Genomic DNA, 16,247 nt, shown 5'->3' with positions numbered 1-16,247 from the left:
GCCCGGCACCGGAGGACCGGCCATGAAGGACATCGCCGTGTCCGGCCGTCTGCACGCGGCCTTCGCCGACGCCGGGGTCACCGGCTGGGTGCACGCCGTGGACATCGACTCCGGTGCGCAGGTCGAGGCCGGGGCGGACCAACCGGTGTGCACGGCCAGTGTCCACAAGGTGTGCGTCCTGGTCACGCTGCACGGGCTGGCGGCGGCCGGGGCCCTGGACCTGACCGAGCGGGTCGAGTGCCCGCCGGCCGGGCGCACCCCGGGGCAGACGGGGCTCGCCGCCATGCTCGACCCGGTCGGGCTGTCGTTGCGCGACGCGGCGTTCCTCATGATGTCCGTCAGCGACAACACCGCCGCCGAACTGCTGCTGCGCCGGGTCGGGCTGGACGCCGTCAACCGCACCACCGCCCGCCTCGGCCTGACCCGTACGCGGATGGTGCACGGTTTCGGCGAGATGCTGGACACCATGCGCGAGGACGCGGGCCCGGCCGGCGCCCGGGCGCTGACCGACCCGCGCGTCATCACCCGGCTGCGCGCCCTGGACCCGGCCCGCACCAACCGCAGCACCCCCCGGGACATGACCCGGCTGCTCGCCGCCCTCTGGCGGGACGAGACGGGCCCGCCGGAGTACGGCGCCGCCATGCGCCGCGTCATGGGCCTCCAGGTGTGGCCGCACCGCCTGGCCTCGGGTTTCCCCTTCGACGACGTCCACGTGGCCGGCAAGACCGGCACCCTGCCGACGCTGCGCAACGAGGTCGGCGTCGTGGAGTACCCGGACGGCGGCCGCTACGCCGTGGCCGTCTTCACCCGCACCGCCCACACGGCGGCCACGCTCCCGGCGGCCGACGCGGTGATCGGCACGGCCGCCCGGATCGCGGTGGACGCGCTGCGCGCGCCCTGAGGAGGGCGCGGGGGACAACCGGGCATTCGTGGCGCTTTATCCCATTTGGGGTACATAATCAGAACATGAGTACGGCAACGTATGAACTGCTGGCCGCGTCCTCGCACGCGGTGAACATGACGGTGGCCTTCATCGGCGGGCTCGTGATCGTCGGCGTGCTGATCTGGGCCGTGCGCATGGGCCTGAACGTCATGGAACGTGAATCCGAGCGCCCCCACGCCGAAGAGCACGGCAAACTCCCCCGCACCGGCGCCGTGCACGAGGAACGGGAGATCCGGGAGCCGGACGAGATCCCGCTGGCGGCCGACGGAAGCCCGCGGCTCATGCCGTACCAACTCCACCACTCGGGCAGCCGCCGGGGCGAGGACCAGAACCGCCGCCGCTGGCTGCCGGGGTCGAGCGGGTCGTTCGGCGGCGGCGGGCCGGGTCACGTGTGACCGGGGCCCTCGGCGCCCCCCACCCCGCACAGGCCGCCCCCTCCTCCCACCCCGCACAGGCCTCTCCCTCCTCCCGGACCGGACAGGCCTCCCCTCCTCCCGGAACGGACAGGCCTCCCCTCCTCGCCGGACCCGGCAGGCCTGACCCCGCCACGCCCCCACGCCCCGCCACCGGACTGCAAGGCCCGCCCCCCCTCCCCTCCCCTCCCTCCTCCCCGCACTCGGCGCGCCGCACGGCTCACCCGACCGCCGGACTCCGGCGTGCGCGGTGGCGGCCGTGGACCTTCACTGGGGAGCACCCGCGTGCCGGCGCGGGATCAGTGCTCACCAGCTCTTTGGAGGCGTCATGGCCGGTCACCGGGCTCACCGGACCCGCGGGGCGGTCTGCGTGGTCGTGCTGGCCGGCGCGTTGCTGGCCGGGTGCTCCGACGGCGACGACGGCGACGGCGCCGTACCGACGGACGCCGGCAGCGCGGCGGCCAGCCGGGCCGCGTCGGCCGCGTCCTCACTGGCCTCCCGGGGCTCGGACGCCGTGGCGTCGGCGACGGCGGAGGCCGGGCGGTGGCTGGAGGACATCCAGGAGGGCGCCGACGTCAAGGGCGACGTGCGGCTGGGCGCGCCGGAGACCGCCTCCGACGGACGCACCACCGTCGAGGTCACCGTCCGCAACACCGCCGACTCGACGAAGTCGTTCGCGGTGCAGGTGAACCTCACGAACACCGGGGGCGACCTGCTCGACACCGTCGTCGTCACGGTCCCGGACGTCCCCGCCGGGGAGAGTGCCCGGGCCACCGCCCGCAGCAGCCACGACCTGTCCGGTGACGTGCGCACGGCGGTGGCCCGGGCCGTGCGCTACTGACCGGGGACGACCCGACCGGCGCCGTGTCCACCACCCGCACGGCCCCGGCCTCCGGACAGCCCCGGCCTCTCAAGGGCCCCGGCCCCGAGCTGTGGGAAAGCGGGCCGCCCGCGTAGGGTCCCCGGGAGCCGCGCCCGCACGGAACCCGAGGAGCCCCGTCGTGACGACCGATTCCGGCCGGCCGCCCATCCCGGTGATCGTCGACTGCGACACCGGCGTCGACGACGCCCTGGCCCTGCTGCTGGCCGTCCGTCACCCGGGGCTCGACCTGCGCGCGGTCACCTGTGTGGCCGGGAACACCGACGTGGAGGGGGTCGTGCGGAACACCCTGACCGTGCTGGAGCAGGCCGGCGCCCCGGACGTCCCCGTCGCCCGGGGCGCCGGACGTCCGCTGATCGAGGCCGTGCGCACCGCCCGGCACGTGCACGGCCACGACGGCATGGGCGACCTCGGCCTGCCCGCGCCGGCCCGCGCCCCCGCGGACGTGGACGCGGTGACCCTGCTGCGCCGGGAGATCCTCGCCTCCCCGCGCCCGGTGACCCTCGTCCCGACCGCTCCGGCGACCAACATCGCCCTGCTGCTGCGCACCCACCCCGAGGTCACCGGCAACATCGGGCGGATCGTGTTCATGGGCGGCGCGGTGGCCACCGGGAACGCCACGCCGGTCGCCGAGTTCAACGTCTGGCACGACCCGGAGGCCGCCGCGATCCTGCTCACCGCCGGGGTGCCGATCACGATGTACGGACTGGACGTCTTCCAGCGGGTGATCGTCCCGGGCCCGGACGTACGGCGGCTGCGCGCCAGCGCCGAGCCCGGCACCCGGCTCGCCGGTGAGCTGCTCGCCCACCGCGGTCCGGCCACCGACGAGGCGGACCCCGGCGGCGGTCTCGGCGACGCGGGCGCGGTCTGCGCGGTGATCGACCCGCGGGGCCTGACCACGCACCGGCTGCCCGTCGAGGTCTCCCTCGCCCCCGGACCGGCCCGCGGCCAGACCGTCGTCGACCGCCGCGCCCGCCCCGGCGAGTCCGAACTGCACGGGGGCACGCGTGAACAGGCCCTGGTGGACGTGGCGCTGGACGTGGACGTGGCGCGGTACGTGGAGCTGTACCTGAGCGCGGTCGAACACCGGGGCGCGTAGAAGGCGTGCGGGCGACGGCGCGTCACTCGCCCCGCGGGTTCACTTTTCGGGTGATGTGGACAGATCTATTCGTGTCGCCCGCACGCTCGCGAAGGAGACCGCGTGACCGTACGCAGCACCACCCGCACGCCCGATCTGTCGTCCCAGAACCCCGACTGGTGGCGGCAGGCCGTCATCTACCAGGTCTACCCCCGCAGCTTCGCCGACGCCGACGGCGACGGGCTCGGTGACCTGCGCGGCGTCACCCAGCGCCTGTCCCACCTGGCCACCCTCGGCGTCGACGCGCTGTGGCTCAGCCCGTTCTACCCCTCCGAACTCGCCGACGGCGGCTACGACGTCGACGACTACCGCGACGTCGACCCGCGCCTGGGCACCCTGGACGACTTCGACGCGATGGCCGCCGAGGCCCACCGCCTGGGACTGAAGGTGATCGTCGACCTGGTCCCCAACCACACCTCGCACCGCCACGCGTGGTTCCGCGAGGCCCTGGACGCGGGGCCGGGCTCCGCGGCCCGCGACCGCTACGTCTTCCGGGACGGCCGCGGCGAGCACGGGGAACTGCCGCCCACCGACTGGCAGTCCGTCTTCGGCGGCAGCGCCTGGAAGCGGGTGCCCGACGGACAGTGGTACCTCCACCTGTTCACCCCCGAGCAGCCCGACCTGAACTGGGAGAACGAGCAGGTCCGCGCCGACTTCCGCACCACGCTGAAGTTCTGGTGCGACCGGGGCGTGGACGGCTTCCGCGTCGACGTGGCGCACGCGCTGGTCAAGGACCTGACCGAGCCGCTGCGCGACCTCGGCTCCCCCGAGCTGAGCAGCGAGGCGGCGCTCGCGGAGTTCGCCCCCGGCACCCACCCGTTCTACGACCGCGACGACGTGCACGAGGTGTACCGGGACTGGCGCAAGATCTTCGACACCTACACCCCGCCCCGGACGGCGGTCGCCGAGGCCTGGGTGCCGGGTGCCCGGCGCGCGCTGTACGCCCGCCCGGACGAACTGGGGCAGGCCTTCAACTTCGAGTACCTCCAGGCCGGCTGGGACGCGGCCGAGCTGCGCGGGATCATCACCGGCTCGCTGGCCGACGCCCGCGCCGCCGGTGCCTCGGCGACCTGGGTGCTCTCCAACCACGACGTGGTCCGCCACGCCACCCGGCTGGTCCTGCCGCCGGGCACCGACACCGACGCCTGGCTGCTGTCCGGCGGCCACGCACCGGCCGTCGATGCGCGGGCCGGCCTGCGCCGGGCGCGCGCGGCGACGCTGCTGATGCTGGCGCTGCCCGGTTCGGCGTACGTCTACCAGGGCGAGGAACTGGGGCTGCCCGAGGTGGCCGACCTGCCCACCGAGGTGCTCCAGGACCCGATCTGGGAGCAGACCGGTCACGTCCGCAAGGGCCGCGACGGGTGCCGGGTGCCGCTGCCGTGGACGACCGAGGGCCCCTCGTACGGCTTCGGCGCGGGCGCGTCGTGGCTGCCGCAGCCCCCGGACTTCGCGTCGTACGCCGTCCAGGCCCAGGACGGGGTGGCGGGATCGACCCTGGAGCTGTACCGCACGGCCCTGCGCCTGCGCCGCAAGCTGCTCGACGGCGAGTCGCTGACCTGGGCGGACGACGTCCCGGCGGAGGTGCTGCAGTTCGACCGCTCGGACGGCTGGCGCTGCGTCACCAACCTCTCCGGCACCACGGTCGACCTGCCGGCCGGGGAGGTGCTGCTGAGCAGCGCCCCTCTGGACGACGGCCGCCTGGGGCCGGACACGACGGTGTGGCTGGGGCGGTAGCCGCTCCGCCCGCCCCCGCCCCCGCCTCACCCGGACGGCCCCGCACGCTGGTGGCGGGGCGGGGGCGGTGGTGCCGTGGAGGGTGCGACCGGTCCCGGCGGGCCGGTCCCCCGGCCCTTCAGGAGGCACGCCCATGCAGCACGCCGCCGCCCGCCCCCTGCTCGCCCGCGCGCTCCCGGCGGCGCTGACGGTGGCGCTGGCGCTGGCGGTGGCCGCCTGCGCCTGGGGCGGGCGGCACGGGGACCGGCCGCCCGGCACCGCGCCGGCGACCGCGCAGTCCCCGGCCGCGCTCCCGTCGCCCGCCGTGCCGCCCGTGCTCACCCGGGACCAGGCCCGGGCGGCCCTGATCACCGAGGCCGACCTGGGGGAGACCTGGGAGCCGACCCGGGGCGCCGCGACCTGGCGGGACGGGGTGCTCAAGGCCACCGCGGAGCGGTCCGGCTGCCGGCGGCTGCTGGACGTCCTCTACACCGAGGAACTCTTCGGCGCCGCCACCGCCCCGCGCGCCGCGGTCGCCCTGGACGACACGGCGGGCGGGGCCCAGCTGCACTACCGGGTCACCTCGCACCGCGCGGCCGACATCGACCGGACACTGGCCTGGCTCGGAACGCTGCCGGACGCGTGCGGGCGCTTCACGGCCCGGTCCGCCGGCGGTGCCGTCCGGGACGTCCGGGTCGTCGACGCGGCCCTGCCCGAGGCCGGGGACGCCCGGCGGGGCCTGCGGGTGACGGTGAGCGGCACGGCGGCGGACGCCGGGGACGCCGCCCTCACCGTGGACCTCGTCGCCGTACGCGTCGGCGACGACGCGATCAGCCTCACCAACGGCACCCTGGGCGAACCCGCCGACGACGCCACCTGGACGGCCGCGGAGACCGGGACGCGGCGGCTGACGGAGGTCCGGCGGCAGGGGCGGGCGCAGGTCTAGCACCGGCCGGCCTCCCGTCGCCGGTCCGGCGAGCGGGGACGGGGACGGGCCGGGCGGGCACGGAGCCGGGCGGGCACGGAGCCGGGCGGGCACGGGCCGGGCGGGCACGGAGCCGGGCGGGCACGGAGCCGGGCGGGCACGGAGCCGGGCGGGCACGGAGCCGGGCAGGCACGGAGCCGGGCAGGCACGGAGCCGGGCAGGCACGGGCCGGGCGGGCACGGAGCCGGCGCACTATGACCGGTACGTACGCGGGGGCGGGCCCCCTCGGGCAGGCGTGCGGGGCCGGGGCGGCCGACGGCGGGCCCTCGGGCCTGTCTGGCCCTTCCCGTCTGCTCCGGGCGACGACGGGAAGGGCCGGACGGGCCCTAGCGGTCCCCGTCGAAGCGGCGCCGCTGGACGGTCACGTCGCGGGCCACCTCGTAGGCGCTGCGGCCCCGGGCGAACGCGTCGGCGCGCAGGCGGGCGAGGGCCTCGTCGGCACCCACCCCCAGCTGGGCCATGATCATTCCGACGGCCCGGTAGACCTCGTCGTGTTCGCCGGCCAGCTCGTCCAGCCAGGCCGTCTCCCCGTGCGGCAGCGCCATCAGCGCCACCGTCATGACGCCGGCCACCAGCCGTGCCGTGTTCAGCTGCGAGCCGGTCAGCTCCCCGGGGGAGTCACGGTAGAGGTCGAGGGTGCCCAGGCACTCCGCGGCGCTGCCCAGCGGCAGGGCGTAGACCGCCCGTACGCCGACCGCCGTCGCCTGCTGGGCGTAGACGGGCCAGCGGCCGGCGTCGGCACCGGCCGTGAGATCGCAGGCGAGCACCGCGGCGCCCGACTCGGCGGCGCTCACACACGGGCCGTCGCCCAGGGTGGCCTGGATCTCCGCGAGGAACGTCGCCCGGGCACCCGTGGCACACAGCCGCACCGGCATGCCCTCGCTGCGCAGGGACGCGCTGGCGCCGGTGACCGGCAGCAGCCGCACGACCGTCTCGCACAGCCTGCCCGGCACCTCGCCGGGCGGGACGCCGCGCACCCGGGCGGCGATCACCTCGGCGGCGCGCGAACCGTCCGAGGGCCACCGGGATCCGTCGCTGGGCCGCACACGCACCGCCTCCTTCGCTCGAGAGCGGCCGGAGGGCCGGTTACCCCTGCCCCACCGGGGGAAACCCCGGGAAGCACACGGTCGGCGGGCGTGCCCTCGGCCGTCCCCGCACGGGCGCGTGGAGCGCTCCCCCGGCGCCGTGCCGCGGGCCCCTACAGTGGTGGCTGGGCGGGGGCCGGGCCCAGAGTGGTCGTGCCGGGCGCCGTGCGGTGCCCGAGGCCGGTGCGGTAGGCGTCGAGGGCCGCCTCCACCCGGCCGGTGCGCCGCAGCAGGTCGCCCAGCAGTCGGCACAGGTCGGCCAGGTCGCCGGCCGCGCCCGCCCGTTCCAGCAGGCTGAGGGCGCGGACGTAGTGTTCCTCGGCGGCCTCGGTGTCCCGGGCGTCCTCGGCGATGATGCCGAGCAGCCGGTGCGCGCCCGCGGAGTGCACGGCGCCGCGTTCGGAGGACAGGTCGTCCAGCACCCCGTGCAGCAGCCCGGCGGCCTCCTCGGACTTGCCGCGCCGGTGCAGTACGTCGGCCAGCTCGACGGCGACCTGACTGCTGTAGAGGGCGGCGCGGGAGGCCGAGAGCATGCCGAGGGCCTCCCGCATCTCCTCCTCGGCGCGGTGCAGCTCACCGTTCTGGGCGCAGACGTAGCCGCGCATCCAGTGGCAGTTGGCCAGCTCGGTGCGCAGTTGCAGGGTGCGGTACAGCTCGGCGGCCTTGGCCAGTGAGGCGTCGGCCTCCTCCAGGCGGCCCTCGGCGAGCAGGGTGCGGGCGACGGAGCGGTGCATGCGGGCCACCAGCGCGGGGTCGCCGGCGCGGGGCGCGAGGGCGAGGGCGAGTTCGGCGGCCTGGGCGGCACGCGCGTGCGCGCCCATGTCCATGTACGGGCCGATGGCGCTGGCGTAGAGCAGCAGCAGCGCGTCGGGGTCGTGCAGGCCGCCGCGGTTGAGTTCGTCGAGGGTGCTCTCCAGGAGGTACACGGCGTAGCGGAGTTCACCGGCGAGGTAGTGGGCGAGGGCGCGTCCGCGCAGGGCGGGGACGCGGGCGGGCAGCGGGGCACCGGCGTCGGCGAGGCACTCCTCGGCCCGCTCGAAGTACTGCCGGGCGGTCACCAGCTCGCCGGTCTCCACCGCGCACTCCCCGAGTCCGAGCAGCGCGTCGGCCCGCTCCTCGGCCAGCTCGTACGCCTCGGCCTCGGCGAGCAGCTCGGCGTACTGCCCGGCTGCCTGGCCGGCACCCCCGGTGGCGAGTGTGCGCCGCGCCTCGGTGAGCCTGAGCCGCAGTCCGGTGACGAGCCGCGCCGGGCGCCCGGTGGCCAGCTCCTCGTAGCCGACGCCGAGCCGCTCGGCGAGGTGCCGCAGCGCCTCGTCGGAGGGGCGGACGCGGCCGGCCTCCAGGGTGGAGATGTAGGCGGGTGTGTACGCCGGTTCCGCGAGCTGGCGCTGGGTCATCCCGCGCTCGGTCCGCAGCCGCTGCACCCGGCGTCCGATGGTTCCCCGGTCGTCACGGTCCCCCATGGCCAACTCCCCCTGCGGCTCTTGCCGTTCGACTCCGACGGCCCTAGGTTAAACCGTGTGTTAAGTGCGCTTAACCGCGCTCGGCACCCTTCCGTACGATCCCCCCAGAGGACACCGTGCTCGCACGCACACGCACCGCCGAACGTTACGCCAGGGCGCTCACCGCCGCCGTCGCCGCCGTGGCCTGCCTGCTGCTGGCCGCGAACGCGGGACCGACGGGCACCGCGCCCTCACCGCCGCCCGCACCGGCGCGGGACACCGTCCCGGACACGGACCCCCTGGCCACCGTGAGCCGCTGACCCGGTCAGCCGCCACCCCGCTCAGCCGCTGCCCCGGCGGGCCGAAGTACCCACCGCCCCGGCGGGCCGAGGCACCCGCCACCCCGGCGCCGAGGCACCCACCGCCACCACGAGCCGAAGTACCCGCCACCCCCGTGAGCCGAGGCACCACCACCCCGGCGGACCCAAGTGCCCCCTGCTCCTGCTCCGGTGATCCCAAGCCCCCGCCCCCCGTGGGCCGGTCAGCGGGGCAGCGCGCGTCCGAGGGCCTCGTCCAGCCGCTCCGCCAGCTCCGCGTCGCCCGGCGGGTCGTCGGCGAACAGGGCCCCCAGCTCGGTGGTGAAGGTCTGGGTGAAGGCGCCGTACCACGGCGTGCGGGGGCGGTGCACCGCCCGCCGGAGGGCCGGCAGCAGGACTCTCGCGGCGTACCGCGGGCGGCCGGCGGCGTCGCGGGGCACGGTGTCGGCGCCCTCGCCGGTGGGGGCCGCCGAGGGCGTCGCCGCGCCCACCGCGCACCTCACGGCGTCGTCCGTGTACGCGGAGGTGCGCGTCGCCGCGAAGCCGGCGTCCAGCAGGCAGCGCTCGCTCTGCCTGCCGGTGAGGTACCCGATCAGGTCGGTCGCCTTGGCCGCCCGCTCGGACGCCGCGGTCACCGCGAGGTTCTGGCCGCCGAGCACCGCCCGGCCCGGCAGCGTGGTCACCCCGAGGCGGTCGTCCGGGAACGCCTGGTGCAGGGCGGGATACACGTACGGCCAGTGCCGCAGGAAGGTGGTGCGGCCGGCGGTGAAGTCGCCGAGGGACGCCGCCTCGTCGGAGTGGAAGGCGTCCGGGAGCAGGTAGGAGGCCTCGGTGCGGCGGCGCAGCTCGGTGATGCCCTCCGTCAGCTCCTCGACGGAGGCGTCGTAGTGGCCGTCCTCGTCCGTGAGCGCGAGGCCCGGCACGGCCGACGCGAACGCCTCCACGGCGTTGACCGTGCGTCCCTCGTACGGGGCGAGCTGGGTCGTCCAGCCCTCCTCGTAGCCGCCGGGCTTGTGGTCGCCGACGGCGGTGATCAGCTTCTTCAGCTCCGGCCAGCCCGGACCGGCCGTCAGGTCGGGCTGCTCGACGTCCGCCCGGCGCAGGTGGTCGCTCCGGTAGTAGAGCAGGCCGACGTCGCTGTTGAAGGGCGCGGCGTACACCTCGCCGTCCCAGCGGGCCGTGCTCGCCACGGGCGCGACGACGTCGTCGTCGAGCAGCGTCCTCGGCAGCGGGCGGATCAGGCCGGCGGCGGCGAACTCCGGGACCCAGGTGACGTCGAGGTTGACCACGTCGTAGGCGGAGCTGCCGGACTGGAGCGCGCCGAGCAGCTGGCTGCGCTGCTCGTCGGCGTTGCCGGGCAGCTCCACCAGCCGGGCGCGGTAGCCGGTGCCGGCCTTCTCCTGCCCGGCGTTCCAGGCGTCGATGAGCCGCTGGCGGATGCCGTTCCTGCCGGTGACGTCCCGCCCGCTGGCGACCACGATGTCACCGGGCACGGCGGCGGGCGCCACGGGCCCGCCGCCCCCGCCGTCGGTGCAGGCGGTCGGCAGCAGCAGGAGCAGCGGAGCCAGCAGCAGGGCGAGCCGTCGCCGGCGTGGTCCCGCGCTCATCAGGCCTCCCCCGTTCCGGTGCGCGCGACCTCGTCGTGCAGGGCGGCGCCCAGATCGCCGTCCGCGTCCAGGCAGCGGCCGCCGCTCGCCTCGGAGACCCGGGCGTCCGGCTTCCCCGCGTCGCAGCCGTCGCCCTTGAGGGAGACCATCACGACCGGCACCTCCCTCGCGCGCGCCAGGGCCAGGAGGGTGCCGAAACCCTCGCCGGCGAGCCGGCCCACGTCCTCGTCGTCGGTGACGAACACGATCAGCCCGGGGCGCTCGTCGTCGGCGTCGCGCACCTCCATGGCGTCGAGCGCGGCCCGCAGCGCCCCGCCCGGGTCGGCCTCGGCGTCCCGTACCCGGGCCTCGCGGTCGATGACGCGCTCGGCGTCCTTGCGCGCGTGCGGGCCGAAGGACAGCACGGTGTCGTAGGTGTCACCGCCGGTGCCCGCCACCGTCCACACGGCGTACTCGTCCCGGCCGCCGAGCCCGCCCAGCGACTGCTTCAGCAGTCCGGGCCCGCCGCCGGGCCCCTCCCACTGGTCGGCCATCGAACCGGAGCCGTCCAGCAGGAACAGCACCCGGCCCGGGCCGTTGGCACCCCGGTAGCCCTCCAGGGCCGCCTCCATCGCGTTGCGTCCGGCGGACTCCGTCAGCGGGGACGGCGCCCGCAGCACCCCCTCGGCGACGTGGTCGGTGTCCAGCAGGGCGCGGTTGCCGGTGGCCCCGCGGAAGCCGTCCCGGGCGAAGGCCGCCCGGCCGCCCTCACCGGTGAGCCACGTCCGGAACGCCTCCGCCTCGCGGTCGCGGTCGGTCTCGTCGCGGTCGGCGCCCTGCCAGCGGACCCGGACGAAGAGGGGCTCCAGACCCGGTACGTCGCCCGGGTACTGGGCCATGCGCGGAGCGCGGCGGGCGCTGTCGCAGCCGACGCCGCTGCGCAGCAGGAACTCGGGGACGAGCGCCGCGGTGCGGTTGTCGACGGCGTCGTCGTCGGGCAGCGCGCACAGCAGCTCGGCGGCGGTCGGGGAAGGCGGGCCGGGCTGGGCGACCCGTTCCTCCGCGCGGCGGGCGTCACCGGCGTCGGCGGTGCCCGGGGTGCCGTACAGGGCGATCGTGGCCAGCAGCCCGGCGCCGGTGAACTCCGGGTCGGGGCGGCGCACCGCGGCGCCCTCGTGCCGCGCGCGCAGGGCGTCGATCATCCGGGTGAGCGGCGGCCCGGTGCGGCCGTCGTAACCGTCGACGGCGAGGTCCTGCGGAACGGCCAGCACCAGCGGGGAGTACGCGAACGGCTCGTCGTCGGGGTCCAGTTCGGCCACCGCGTCGGTGTCCTGTCCCGCGGTGACCCGGGCGGCGTCGGCCCGGGAGCCGGGTATCCAGACGTCGGGCTGCGGGCCGACGTCGCGCTGCGGGCTGGTGCCGTCCTCGTAGGGCTCCTGCCAGGCGCGGGTCTGCTTGCGCAGCGCGGTGACCGCGTCGGCCGCGCCCGCGCTGTAGACGGTGATGCCCCCGCGCCGGCAACCGTCGCCGTCGGTGTTCTCCCGCGAGGTCAGATAGGCGTCGGCGGCGGCCCGGACGGTGCGCTCCAGGTCGGGGTCGGTCAGCACCCGCAGCTCCAGGGGGACGGGGCAGGAGGAGGCGCCGGCCGGAAGGACGTACCGGTAGGCCCCGATGCCGACGGCGACGGCCAGGAGCAGCAGCGCCGCTCCCCCGGCGAGCAGCCGCCGCGACCGCCCGCCCGGTTTCGCCCGCCGCCGGTCCGCCCGGGGCGGCCGGAGGGCGCGCAGGCCCCGGAGCACCGCGCCCCCGGCCCCCGCCGTCCTGCCCGACAGCGCCGCCAGGCGTGCCCGGAGCCGGCCGAGCGTCCCCGGCCCGAACGGCGGGTCGGGTGGGACCGGCGGGTCGGGTGGGACCGGCGGGTCAGGCGGGTCCCGCGGTTCCGGCGGGTCCCGAGGTTCCTGTGGGCCGGGCGGGTCGCGAGGGTCCCGTGGGTCCGGCGGGTCCGGGGGGTCCGGCAGGCCCGGGGGCGGTGCGGGCGGGACCCCGGCCGTGTCCGCCCGGGCGGCGAGGAGCACGTCCTCCCCGGGTTCGGCACGGCTCTCCGGCTCCCAGGCGTCACCGCGCACCGTCCGGTGACCGGCGGCGGCCATCCGCGCCCGCAGGTCCTCCGCGAGGCTCCGGAACGACACGTCACCGCCCGCCTCCAGCAGCTTCGCCAGCTCGGCGGTGAACGGCGTCGGGGTGCCGGGATCGCCCGCGTCGATGCGGTGGTTGGCCTGCACGCTCATCAGCAGCAGCAACCGGCGCTTGTCGCGGGGGGCCGGGCGGATCCAGGCGGCGTTGCCCGCGAAGCAGCAGTCGAGGACGACGACGATCCGCCGGGCCGGGCCGGAGGCGAGCATCGCCTGCGCGACGCTGTACAGCTGCGCCCCCGGGAAGACCGCGTGCCCGCCCGCGACCACGCGCGCCTTGCGCATCTGCAGGAACAGCTCGTCGCCCGCGTTCGGGATCGCCCCGTGCCCGGCGAAGTACAGCAGCAGGACGCCGTCGGCCTCCTTGGCGGCCTTCCACAGCTCCTGGTCGAAGGTGCCCTGGTCGGGAGAGCGGCACACCGTGATCTGCCCCTCGCCGAACACCCCGCCGTGCCGCAGCGCCTCCTCCAGCCGGTTCAGGTTGTGCTTGACCGCGGGGAGGTCCCCGGGCACGCCGTCCGGCGGCGCCGTGTTGTCGTATTCGGACACCCCGACCAGCAGCGCCCGGTTCGCCTTCCCCCGCGGGTCGTAACCGGTCACCGGGCGCCTACCTGTCGTCGGGTCGCACCGGATCGACACTCACCCCGGGCGGCTCGCCGTCCTCCACCGCACGGCGGTTGGCCCGCCAGGCCTCCACGGACTGCCCGACCTGCTCCACCACCCCCTGGAAGAGCGCCCCCGCGGCGCCCCCGATCACCGCCACGACGATGTCCATGCCGGTGCCCATCGGGGCGCCCGCCTCGTCGGTCCGGCTCCGTTCGTCGATGCGGAGCTGGTCGGTCCGGGCCAGGTCGGCGAGCGGTTTCTCCCGCTCGAGCCACTTGTGCAGCGCGTCGACGTCCCTCTCGCTCGCGGTCCCCTCCAGCCGGACGCGGATACCGTACGTCACCACTCCGTCCCCCTCAGCCATAACTCACCATCATGGCACCCCCGTTGCGCGCAGGGGAGGGTTTGTGCACCGCTCTCACGATGGGCCCACGGGTGCGCCCCCGGCCCCGGGCGGCCCGGACCGCCTCAGCCCCGGGCCGCCCGGACCGCCTCAGCCCTGGGTCTGCAGACGGCTCAGCTCGCGCTGCACGTGGTCCAGCGCGCCCTCCCGCCGGCCGGGCACCCGGCCCCGCAGCACGGCGAGCGCCGTGCCCAGATCGCGGGCGTGGCGGGCGTCGCGGATCTTCCCCCACTGGTGGTGGGCCCGGTCCACGGCCGCCTCCACCGCGGGCGCCCCGGACGGCTGACCGGCGCCCAGCCGGGCCTCGGCCACCGCCAGCCAGGCACGGCAGCTGCGCACCGGGTCGCCCGCGAACATCGCCAGGTCGGCCCGGACCTCCGTCCAGTGCAGCGCGTCCTCGGAGGCGGGCCCGTGCGCGAGGGCGGCGGCCCGCTCGTGCCGGGCGGCGAGCGCGTCGGCGTCCGCGTGCCGCCCGGACCTCACGGCGTCGGTGATGACGGCGTGCGGGTCGCCCGCCACCGGCCCCGGCGCCGCCAGCACCAGGTCCGCACCGGCCGCCGTACCGCGCTCCGCGTCCTCGGCCGCGGTGCGGGCCAGCGCCTGCTGGTGCAGCTGGTCCGGCGGCGGCCGGTGCCCGCTGCGCAGGATCGTCGCCACGGCGCGCAGGTACGCCGGGGCGGCCACCCGCCGCCGCGAGGGCGGCGGCGCGACGCGCCCGTAGACGGCGTTGTTGCGCCCGGCGTCCAGCGGGTTCGCGCGCAGCCACTGCCAGGTCTCCCGGTCGGCGTGCAGGTCGAGCAGCAGCGTCGTCGCGCCGTTCGGCCGCAGCCGCAGTTCCTCGCGGATCCAGTGCCAGGGCAGGGCGGTGTAGCGGACGGTGGCCGGAGTCGTCCGGGCCAGCGCCAGGTGCGGCAGGCGCTGGCGCCGGTCCAGCTGGAGCTGCCCGGCGACGTACACCGTCAGCGGGCCGGGGGCCGCCGCCGCGGCGCGCAGCCGGGTGAGGACGGCCTGCGGCTCCAGCGGGTCGGCGAGTTCGACGACGTTCGCGGTGTCGGTGCCGGAGAGCACGGCGGGCGGCACGGCCGCCAGCACGGGGAGCACGGACGCGGCGTCCACCAGGCATCCCCTGCCCACGGGCGACGCCGCGAGCAGCAGCACGGTTCCGGGCATGTCCCCTCCCCCTGTCGATCACGTACGGCAGCACCGTAACCGCTGCGGCTGCGAAGCGGGGCGCCTACCAGTCCGGCGGCCGCCCCCACCGCCGTACCGCGAAGACCGTGGTGTCGTCGGCCAGCCTCCCCCGGCAGTGCCGCAGCGTGCCGTCCCGCACGAGCGCCACCAGCCGTTGCGGAACGGCCCCCGACGGGTCGGCGGCCACGGCGCGGGCGACCTCCTCGGCGTGCCGGTAGAAGCACCCGTCGGGGTCGCGGGCCTCCGTCACCCCGTCGGTGACCAGCAGCAGCGTCTCGTCGGCGGCGAGGGCCGAACGGTTGACCGGCGGCACCGGCGGGCCGGGGACGAGGTCGTTCATGCCCAGCGGCAGCCCGCCGGCGACCGGCAGGGTCCGTACGCCGCCGGGGCCGACCGCCAGCGGGGCGTCGTGGCCGAAGACGACGGACTCCACGGCGTCGGGCCGGTCCTGCGGGAAACCGATCAGCACGGCGGTGGCGAAACGGTCGCCGTCGGCCCGGCCGAGGGCCGCGGTGTGCGCGCGATGGCGCCGTATGCGCACCTCCAGGCGCTCGGCGACCGTCGCGAGGTCCTCCTCGTGGTACGCGGCCTCGCGGAAGGTGCCGAGCAGCGCGGCCGCCGCCTCCACCGCGCCCAGCCCCTTGCCCTGCACGTCGCCGACGAGGACGCGGGTGCCGTGCGGGCCTGGCTGGATGTCGTAGAAGTCGCCGCCGACGCGGGCCTCGGTGTCCGCGGAGAGGTACACGGCGGCGTGGTCGAGGCCGCCGAACCCCGTCGGCAGGGGCCGCAGCACGGTACGGCGGGTGGTGTCGGCGATGTCCCGCATGTGCATCATGCGGCGCTCGCCCCCGACCCGGAGCGCGGCGGCCACGACGGCGATCGATCCGCCGAGGGCGACGAGGATCAGGCCGGGCAGCCCGGTCTGGTCGCGGTGCTGCCAGACGGTGTCGGCCAGGACGTAGACGACGACGGCGACCACCGCGTACACGGCCGTGGTCCGCACCCCGCAGACCGCGGCGGCCACGCCCGGGACGAGCACCGTCCAGGAGATGATCTCGAACGCGCCGGTCGTGGTGTCGGCCGCGATGATGGCGATGAGCAGCAGCAGCGGGAACATCCAGGCGACGCTGTGGCCGCGGACGCTGAGCAGCTCGTGCCGGGACACGGCGTCGCCCCGGCCGGCGGCCTGGATCAGCCGGCCGAGCAGCCGCCACCGGCCGCGCACCGGCCTGCGGTCGCGACCCCTCACAGGCCCCAGCGAAACACGGCCCCCGCGACCCCGCATCCTGACTTGCCGACCGGCCCGCACAGGCGTGCGCTGGTAGACGGGGACGAGGCGAGAGGAGTGCTCCC

Annotated in this window: 14 protein-coding genes; 7 read left to right on the top strand and 7 right to left on the bottom strand. The window is 76.6% G+C overall.

The features are described 5' to 3' along the window. The first annotated feature begins 22 nt into the window (after positions 1-22). From ACVV2G_RS08175 to ACVV2G_RS08150, 6 genes are all read left to right on the top strand, one after another. Positions 23-901 carry a serine hydrolase gene (locus ACVV2G_RS08175; protein WP_453841920.1) on the top strand — a complete coding sequence of 293 codons (879 nt, stop codon included), beginning with the start codon at positions 23-25 and terminating at the stop codon, positions 899-901. A gap of 65 nt (positions 902-966) precedes the next feature. Next, a complete protein-coding gene (locus tag ACVV2G_RS08170; protein ID WP_453841919.1) occupies positions 967-1,338 on the top strand; it encodes a DUF6479 family protein in 372 nt (123 codons plus the stop codon). A 346-nt stretch (positions 1,339-1,684) separates the two neighbouring features. Then, positions 1,685-2,197, top strand: a complete 513-nt coding sequence (locus ACVV2G_RS08165; RefSeq protein ID WP_453841918.1) for an FxLYD domain-containing protein — start codon at positions 1,685-1,687, stop codon at positions 2,195-2,197. Positions 2,198-2,357: 160 nt separating this feature from the next. After that, positions 2,358-3,335, top strand: coding sequence for a nucleoside hydrolase (locus tag ACVV2G_RS08160; RefSeq protein ID WP_453841917.1), 978 nt, complete (start codon positions 2,358-2,360; stop codon positions 3,333-3,335). A 102-nt stretch (positions 3,336-3,437) separates the two neighbouring features. Then, positions 3,438-5,108, top strand: coding sequence for a glycoside hydrolase family 13 protein (locus ACVV2G_RS08155; protein ID WP_453841916.1), 1,671 nt, complete (start codon positions 3,438-3,440; stop codon positions 5,106-5,108). Positions 5,109-5,241: 133 nt separating this feature from the next. Next, on the top strand, positions 5,242-6,033 hold the full coding sequence (locus ACVV2G_RS08150) for a hypothetical protein (protein WP_453841915.1): 792 nt from the start codon (positions 5,242-5,244) through the stop codon (positions 6,031-6,033). A gap of 365 nt (positions 6,034-6,398) precedes the next feature. On the opposite strand, the gene ACVV2G_RS08145 is transcribed toward ACVV2G_RS08150, so the two are convergent. Together ACVV2G_RS08145 and ACVV2G_RS08140 are read right to left on the bottom strand one after the other, a co-directional pair. Further along, a complete protein-coding gene (locus ACVV2G_RS08145) occupies positions 6,399-7,118 on the bottom strand; it encodes a GAF and ANTAR domain-containing protein (RefSeq protein WP_453841914.1) in 720 nt (239 codons plus the stop codon). 152 nt (positions 7,119-7,270) lie between these two features. Then, on the bottom strand, positions 7,271-8,620 hold the full coding sequence (locus tag ACVV2G_RS08140) for a helix-turn-helix domain-containing protein (RefSeq protein WP_453841913.1): 1,350 nt from the start codon (positions 8,618-8,620) through the stop codon (positions 7,271-7,273). Between the two features lie 116 nt (positions 8,621-8,736). Between ACVV2G_RS08140 and ACVV2G_RS08135 the strand changes: the two genes are divergently transcribed. Next, positions 8,737-8,919, top strand: a complete 183-nt coding sequence (locus ACVV2G_RS08135; protein WP_453841912.1) for a hypothetical protein — start codon at positions 8,737-8,739, stop codon at positions 8,917-8,919. A gap of 221 nt (positions 8,920-9,140) precedes the next feature. Here the strand turns inward: ACVV2G_RS08135 and ACVV2G_RS08130 are convergent, their stop codons facing one another. From ACVV2G_RS08130 to ACVV2G_RS08110, 5 genes are all read right to left on the bottom strand, one after another. Beyond that, positions 9,141-10,523: an extracellular solute-binding protein gene (locus tag ACVV2G_RS08130; protein WP_453841911.1), complete on the bottom strand. Its 1,383-nt coding sequence runs from the start codon at positions 10,521-10,523 to the stop codon at positions 9,141-9,143. Next, the gene (locus tag ACVV2G_RS08125) at positions 10,523-13,294 is read right to left on the bottom strand and encodes a substrate-binding domain-containing protein (RefSeq protein ID WP_453841910.1); all 2,772 of its coding nucleotides are present in this window, start codon (positions 13,292-13,294) and stop codon (positions 10,523-10,525) included. Before ACVV2G_RS08125 ends, ACVV2G_RS08130 begins: the two co-directional genes overlap by 1 nt. A 7-nt stretch (positions 13,295-13,301) precedes the next feature. Then, complete coding sequence (locus tag ACVV2G_RS08120) at positions 13,302-13,664, bottom strand: hypothetical protein (RefSeq protein ID WP_453841909.1); 363 nt, start codon at positions 13,662-13,664, stop codon at positions 13,302-13,304. Positions 13,665-13,793: 129 nt separating this feature from the next. Next, positions 13,794-14,873 (bottom strand): hypothetical protein, encoded by a 1,080-nt coding sequence (locus ACVV2G_RS08115; RefSeq protein WP_453841908.1) that lies wholly within the window; start codon positions 14,871-14,873, stop codon positions 13,794-13,796. Between the two features lie 64 nt (positions 14,874-14,937). Further along, positions 14,938-16,179: a PP2C family protein-serine/threonine phosphatase gene (locus ACVV2G_RS08110; protein WP_453841907.1), complete on the bottom strand. Its 1,242-nt coding sequence runs from the start codon at positions 16,177-16,179 to the stop codon at positions 14,938-14,940. Positions 16,180-16,247: the final 68 nt, after the last annotated feature.

Source organism: Streptomyces sp. JK94 (genome assembly GCF_053613315.1).
The sequence above is the reverse complement of the archived record's forward strand: the minus strand, read 5'-3'. Positions and strand labels throughout refer to the sequence as shown.

Bases quoted from the DNA above. Each gene is read 5' to 3' on its own strand.
- ACVV2G_RS08165 (WP_453841918.1), top strand. From the start codon at position 1,685: ATGGCCGGTCACCGGGCTCACCGGACCCGCGGGGCGGTCTGCGTGGTC.
- ACVV2G_RS08170 (WP_453841919.1), top strand. From the start codon at position 967: ATGAGTACGGCAACGTATGAACTGCTGGCCGCGTCCTCGCACGCGGTG.
- ACVV2G_RS08115 (WP_453841908.1), bottom strand. From the start codon at position 14,873: ATGCCCGGAACCGTGCTGCTGCTCGCGGCGTCGCCCGTGGGCAGGGGA.
- ACVV2G_RS08110 (WP_453841907.1), bottom strand. From the start codon at position 16,179: ATGCGGGGTCGCGGGGGCCGTGTTTCGCTGGGGCCTGTGAGGGGTCGC.
- ACVV2G_RS08140 (WP_453841913.1), bottom strand. From the start codon at position 8,620: ATGGGGGACCGTGACGACCGGGGAACCATCGGACGCCGGGTGCAGCGG.
- ACVV2G_RS08130 (WP_453841911.1), bottom strand. From the start codon at position 10,523: ATGAGCGCGGGACCACGCCGGCGACGGCTCGCCCTGCTGCTGGCTCCG.
- ACVV2G_RS08175 (WP_453841920.1), top strand. From the start codon at position 23: ATGAAGGACATCGCCGTGTCCGGCCGTCTGCACGCGGCCTTCGCCGAC.
- ACVV2G_RS08120 (WP_453841909.1), bottom strand. From the start codon at position 13,664: ATGGCTGAGGGGGACGGAGTGGTGACGTACGGTATCCGCGTCCGGCTG.
- ACVV2G_RS08150 (WP_453841915.1), top strand. From the start codon at position 5,242: ATGCAGCACGCCGCCGCCCGCCCCCTGCTCGCCCGCGCGCTCCCGGCG.